At 70.0% G+C, this 5,435-nt stretch carries 5 protein-coding genes and 1 pseudogene; 4 read left to right on the plus strand and 2 right to left on the minus strand.

Features of this window, described 5'->3' with window-relative positions:
- Nucleotides 1–412, plus strand: a pseudogene (locus tag H5J30_RS16120) (bifunctional 3-(3-hydroxy-phenyl)propionate/3-hydroxycinnamic acid hydroxylase MhpA); the annotation flags it as partial.
- Nucleotides 413–519: 107 nt separating this feature from the next.
- Nucleotides 520–1,749, plus strand: coding sequence for a cytochrome P450 (locus H5J30_RS16125; protein ID WP_181788124.1), 1,230 nt, complete (start codon nucleotides 520–522; stop codon nucleotides 1,747–1,749).
- A gap of 58 nt (nucleotides 1,750–1,807) precedes the next feature.
- Here H5J30_RS16125 and H5J30_RS16130 read toward each other — a convergent pair whose 3' ends face one another.
- Nucleotides 1,808–2,281 carry a MarR family winged helix-turn-helix transcriptional regulator gene (locus H5J30_RS16130; protein WP_181788125.1) on the minus strand — a complete coding sequence of 158 codons (474 nt, stop codon included), beginning with the start codon at nucleotides 2,279–2,281 and terminating at the stop codon, nucleotides 1,808–1,810.
- Between the two features lie 565 nt (nucleotides 2,282–2,846).
- On the opposite strand from H5J30_RS16130, the gene H5J30_RS16135 reads away from it, so the two are divergent.
- Nucleotides 2,847–3,443: an AfsR/SARP family transcriptional regulator gene (locus tag H5J30_RS16135; protein ID WP_181788126.1), complete on the plus strand. Its 597-nt coding sequence runs from the start codon at nucleotides 2,847–2,849 to the stop codon at nucleotides 3,441–3,443.
- A 148-nt stretch (nucleotides 3,444–3,591) separates the two neighbouring features.
- Here H5J30_RS16135 and H5J30_RS16140 read toward each other — a convergent pair whose 3' ends face one another.
- Complete coding sequence (locus tag H5J30_RS16140) at nucleotides 3,592–4,026, minus strand: type II 3-dehydroquinate dehydratase (RefSeq protein WP_181788127.1); 435 nt, start codon at nucleotides 4,024–4,026, stop codon at nucleotides 3,592–3,594.
- A gap of 157 nt (nucleotides 4,027–4,183) precedes the next feature.
- On the opposite strand from H5J30_RS16140, the gene H5J30_RS16145 reads away from it, so the two are divergent.
- Nucleotides 4,184–5,350 carry a DegT/DnrJ/EryC1/StrS family aminotransferase gene (locus tag H5J30_RS16145; protein WP_181788128.1) on the plus strand — a complete coding sequence of 389 codons (1,167 nt, stop codon included), beginning with the start codon at nucleotides 4,184–4,186 and terminating at the stop codon, nucleotides 5,348–5,350.
- Nucleotides 5,351–5,435: the final 85 nt, after the last annotated feature.

Here is a 5,435-nt window from a genome sequence, read left to right on the forward strand (position 1 = left end):
GCAGGGGAAGCCGGTGCGGCCGGCGGGGGCGCTCGCGCCGCAGGCGCGGGTGGCGGGCGCGGGCCGGACGGGGTTGTTCGACGACGTCGTCGGCACCGGCTTCGTCTTCCTCAGCGGCCGGGAGCCAGGCGGATTGCTGGACGCGGCGGCCCGGGACCGGCTGCGGGAGTGGGGCGCGCACCTGGTGCGGGTGCTCCCCGCGGGCACCCCGGCGGAGCGTGCGGGGGCCGGCGAGGTCGTGGACCTGGACGACGTGTACCTGCCGTTCCTCGCCGAGTCCGGCGCGGCGGCGCTGCTGATACGGCCCGACTTCTACGTGTACGGGGGTGCCGCCGATCCCGCGGCGGCCGGCGCCCTGGTGACCGGGGCGTACGAGCGGCTCCGCGGCACCCGCGACCCGGTCACCGCCTGACCCGCCCGGACGCCCCGGCGACCGACGCACCCACGGGGACCGACCGCCCCGACCGACCCCCTCACCGAAGGCCGACCGCTTTCCCCGACGACCGAGGAGTTCCGACCATGACCGACGTCCTTCCCCCTGTGCAGTCCCTGCCGCTGAAGCGCAGCAGCCGCTTCGACCCTCCGGACGACCTCAAGGCGCTGCGCGAGCGGGGCCCCCTCAGCCGCTTCTCGTACCCCGACGGGCACCTGGGCTGGCTGGTGACGAGCCATGCGGCGGCCCGCGCGGTCTTCGCCGACCAGCGGTTCAGCTCCCGGCGGGAGTTGCAGCACTTCCCCATCCCGCACCCGTTCGTGAGCGGGGAGATGCCACCGGCGGACCCCGGGTCGTTCCCGGAGATGGACCCACCGGAGCACACGCGGTACCGCAAGCTGCTCCAGGGCGAGTTCACCGCCCGGCGGCTGGCGCACCTCACGCCGCGGATCGAGAAGATCGTGGCGGACCAGTTGGACGCGATGGAGGAGGCGGGTCCGGGGGCCGACTTCGTGCGGACGTTCTCGCTGACCGTCCCGTCGCTGGTGATCTGCGAGCTGCTGGGCGTGCCCGCCGAGGACCGGGAGCAGTTCCAGGCCAGGGCGCACGTGGTGGCGGTGGCGAGCATGGACTCGACGCCGGAGGAGACGATGGCGGCCCTGGGCGCGCTCCAGGAGTTCGTGCACGGGCTGGTACTCGCCAGGCGCTCGGCACCGACCGACGATCTCCTGGGCAACCTGGTGCGGTCCGGGGAGCTGACCGACGAGGAGCTGACGACGATCGCGCTCAACCTGCTGTTCGCGGGGTACGGCCTGACCGTGAACATGCTGTCGCTGGGGACGTTCGCGCTGCTGGAGAACCCCGCTCAGCTGGCGGACCTGCGGGCGGAGCCGGAGCTGATCGACAACGCGGTGGAGGAGCTGCTGCGCTATCTGACGATCATTCACGTGGGGCCCACCCGCACGGCGTTGGAGGACGTGGAGCTGGAGGGCACGCTGATCAGGGCCGGGGAGACGGTGACGCTGTCACTGCCGTCCGCGAACCGCGACGAGGAGCGCTTCGAGCGGCCGGACGAGCTGGACTTCAGGCGGCAGGGCGCGCGGAGCCACTTGTCGCTGGGCCACGGGATACACCAGTGCCTCGGTCAGGAGCTGGCGCGCATCCAGATGCGCGTCGCCTACCCGGCGCTCCTGCGGCGCTTCCCCGACCTGCGGCTCGCGGTGGCTGCGGACGAGGTGCCGATGCACGACGAGCTGGCGTTCTACGGTGTGCGCGAGCTGCCGGTGGCGTGGGGCGCCGCGAGCGGCGGCGCCTAGCCGCCGGCGGGCCGGGGGAGCCGGGCGCGGGCCGATCCGCCCCGGCTCGTTCGCCTGCCTAGCGGGACGCGCGCCGCCGGGGCGGCTGGGCGCACTCCACGAACTTCGCGAGCCGGCCCTCGACGAGCCGGGTCAGCCCCTCGACGAAAGAGTCCCGCAACTCCGGCGGCAGCGCGTCGAGTACGTCCAGGTGCGTACGCGAAACGACCTGGTCAGAGCGGGATAGCAATTCCTTGCCCTTTTCCGTGACCTCGATGATGCATGCCCGGCGGTCGGCTGGGGACGGCTTACGTTCTGCGAGGCCCTCGCGTTCGAGCTTGTCGGTGATCGTCACCATGGTCGTCCTGTCCAGTCCGACCGAGTCGGCGATGTGACTCTGAGTGAACTCGCCCTCCAGGGCCCGACGCAGCACGCAGTGCACCCGAGGCGTCGCGCCCACCTCCTCAAGGTTGGCGGTCATCTCGGTTGCCAGCGAGTGACTCGCCCAGGAGAGAAGGAAGCTGAGGTCCGTCGCGGTGGTGGTCGTCGTCATGGTTGAAGTGTAACCAAAATGATCCAGAACAGAACATTCGATTCGCAAGCAATCACGACTTCGACGGCCCCTCGCGACGACGCCTCCTCGACGCTTCCCCGTAGGACGCTTGCTTACTCTCCGTCTACCAGCGGCCGCCCTCACACCCCGCGGGGCCGCACCGACAGGCGCGGACATTACCGGAAACACGCCCCTCCGCCCCGGATTTACGGACGTCCGCAACTTGATAAGGACACAGAAAATTTCATGTCCAATGATAGACAGCCGGATGGTTCAGTGTGGTAGCATCAGCCAATAGATCATTGGAGTGTCGCATACATGTAAATTATCCGCATTCTTAGGGGGGAATGTGCGATTCAATGTCTTAGGTCCGCTAGAGGTGTTCATAGACGACCGCCTCGTACCCTTGAGTGGCGTGAACCAGAGAGCCACCCTGGGCCTGCTCCTTCTCAACGCCAACAAAACCGTCGCCACCAGTCGCTTCGTAAAGTCGATCTGGGGCGACGATGCACCCATCACCTCGCGCAAAATGGTACAGAACGCGGTCGCCGGCCTACGTCGGATCATGTCGACGTCCCACTCCCCCCACGCCGAGTTCGACCTCGTCACCTCGTCCCACGGTTACATGCTGCGCGTCGAATCAGAGGCCGTGGATCTCACCCGATTCCGCCGCCACGCCGCGCAGGGCCGCGCCGAATTAGGGGCACGGCTGCCTGAAGAGGCAGCCCGTACGCTCGCCGAAGGACTTGCCCTCTGGCGGGATTCCGTACTCGCCGACCTCGCCGAGGAAGGCATCAGCTGGCCCGCTTTCCAGCAGTTGGAGAAGGAGCGGCTGGCCGCGTACGAGGACTGGGCCGAGGCCGGGCTGCTGCTCGGCCGGCACCGCGAACTCGTCGAGGAGCTGGACCAGGTCGCGAGCGTCGAACCCGCCCGGGAGCGGCTGTGCCGGCAGCTGATGCTGGCGCTCTACCGCTGCGACCGGCAGTCCGAGTCCCTCGCGGTCTACCGGCGGACCCGCGGCGCACTCGTCGAACTGCACGGTCTCGACCCGTCGCAGACGCTGCAGTGCATGGAGGCGGCGATCCTCAGACAGGACCCGAAACTCCTGGAGGAGACCCCGCCGACCTGGCCGCATCCGGCGACCGCCGGCCGGTCCTGGTAGCACCGCCACCCCGTAAACGACGGGATCACCGCCCCGCTCCTGAGGGGCGACGACGTGCCTGTCGCCGTCGCCCCCGTTCCACCTGCCCCGTGCGACGACCGCTCCTGCCCCGGGCGGCGGATCCGGACGTCGTCGCCGGGGCAGCACCTCAGCGCCCGGCCCCGGCGAGCAGGGCGCGGGCCGCCAGCCGGTAGCCGGTGGTGCCGAGCCCCGCGATGACCCCGGCGGCCAGCGGCGCGAGCACCGACTCGTGCCGGAACGCCTCGCGCGCCCACACGTTGGAGATGTGCACCTCGATCCAGGGGCTCGGATAGTTCGCGAGCGCGTCGCGCAGACTCCAGCCGGCAATCATGAGGGCGCCCGGATTCACGATCGCGCCGACGGTGTCGTCGTGCTCATGGATGCTGCGTACGAGTTCACCTTCCGAGTCGTACTGGTGGGAAAGGACTTTCCAGCCGCGGTCCGCAACCTCGTCGGCCACGGCGTCCGCGATGTCGGCGAGCGTGTCGGTTCCGTAGACCTCGGGTTCCCGGCGGCCGAGAATTCCCAGGTTCGGACCGTTGAGCAGCAGCAGTTCACTCATGCCGCGGACGGTATCGCAGCGGTTGCCTCAGCCGGTAATTCTTTGCCAATTAACGGGTCTCAAGGGGGAGTGAGGGGGATCGCTAGGGGGATGACGGGTGCGGCGGCCAGACAGTAACTTGCCGTTGAATCCACCGAGAGACTTGGAGCGGAGAACCATGAGCTCGACTTCCCCGACGGTTCCGGAATTCCCCGCCTGGCCACAGTACGGTGACGAAGAGCGCACCGGGCTTATCCGCGCTCTGGAGCAGGGCCAATGGTGGCGCATGGGCGGCAGTGAAGTCGATTCGTTCGAGCGCGAGTTCGCGGAATATCACGGCGCCGAGTACGCGCTCGCGGTGACGAACGGCACACACGCGCTGGAGCTGACACTGCAGGTGCTCGGCGTCGGCCCGGGCAGCGAAGTCATCGTGCCCGCCTTCACGTTCATCTCGTCCTCGCAGGCGGCCCAGCGGCTCGGCGCGGTGGCCGTCCCGGTGGACGTGGACCCCGCCACGTACTGCATCGACCCGGCCGCCGTGGCGGCGGCGATCACGCCGCGGACGAAGGCGATCATGCCGGTGCACATGGCCGGCCACTTCGCGGACATGGAGGCGCTGGCGAAGCTGTCCGCGGACAGCGGGGTGCCGCTGCTGCAGGACGCGGCGCACGCCCACGGCGGCGAGTGGGAGGGGCGGCGCGTCGGCGAGCTGGGCTCGGTCTCCGCGTTCAGCTTCCAGAACGGCAAGCTGATGACCGCGGGCGAGGGCGGGCTGGCGCTGTTCAGCGACGCCGAGCAGTACGAGACGGCGTTCCTGCGGCACAGCTGCGGCCGGCCCCGTACGGACCGGCGGTACTACCACCGCACCAGCGGCTCCAACTTCCGGCTCAACGAGTTCTCCGCGAGCGTGCTGCGCGGCCAGCTGAGCCGCCTCGGCGGGCAGATCGACACCCGCGAGGAGCGCTGGCCGGTGCTGTCCCGGCTGCTGGCCGAGATACCCGGGGTGGTGCCGCAGGGGCGGGATCCGCGGGTCACCCGCAACCCGCACTACATGGCGATGTTCCGGGTGCCCGGCAGCACCGAGGAGCGCCGCAACCGGGTCGTCGACGCCCTGGTCGAGCGGGGCGTGCCCGCCTTCGCCGGCTTCCGGGCGATCTACCGCTGCGACGGCTTCTGGGAGTCCAACGCGCCGGACGAGAGCGTCGAGGACATCGCGCGCCGCTGCCCGAACACCGAGGCGATCAGCGCCGACTGCGTGTGGCTGCACCACCGCACGCTCCTCGGCACGGAGCAGCAGATGCACGACATCGCGCGCCTCGTGGGCGACGTGCTGGCAGCGGAGTGAGCACCGTGAGCGACTGCGCCGGGCCCCGCAGCGCCGTGATCAGGACCGCCGTCGTCGGGCTCGGCTGGGCGGGGCGGTCGATCTG

Source organism: Streptomyces phytophilus (assembly GCF_013870535.1).
In the GTDB taxonomy this organism is placed as follows: Bacteria; Actinomycetota; Actinomycetes; order Streptomycetales; family Streptomycetaceae; genus Streptomyces; species Streptomyces phytophilus.

Coding starts and splice junctions, on each gene's coding strand:
- H5J30_RS16125 (WP_181788124.1), top strand. CDS start 520: ATGACCGACGTCCTTCCCCCTGTGCAGTCCCTGCCGCTGAAGCGCAGC.
- H5J30_RS16130 (WP_181788125.1), bottom strand. CDS start 2,281: ATGACGACGACCACCACCGCGACGGACCTCAGCTTCCTTCTCTCCTGG.
- H5J30_RS16135 (WP_181788126.1), top strand. CDS start 2,847: ATGTCGACGTCCCACTCCCCCCACGCCGAGTTCGACCTCGTCACCTCG.
- H5J30_RS16140 (WP_181788127.1), bottom strand. CDS start 4,026: ATGAGTGAACTGCTGCTGCTCAACGGTCCGAACCTGGGAATTCTCGGC.
- H5J30_RS16145 (WP_181788128.1), top strand. CDS start 4,184: ATGAGCTCGACTTCCCCGACGGTTCCGGAATTCCCCGCCTGGCCACAG.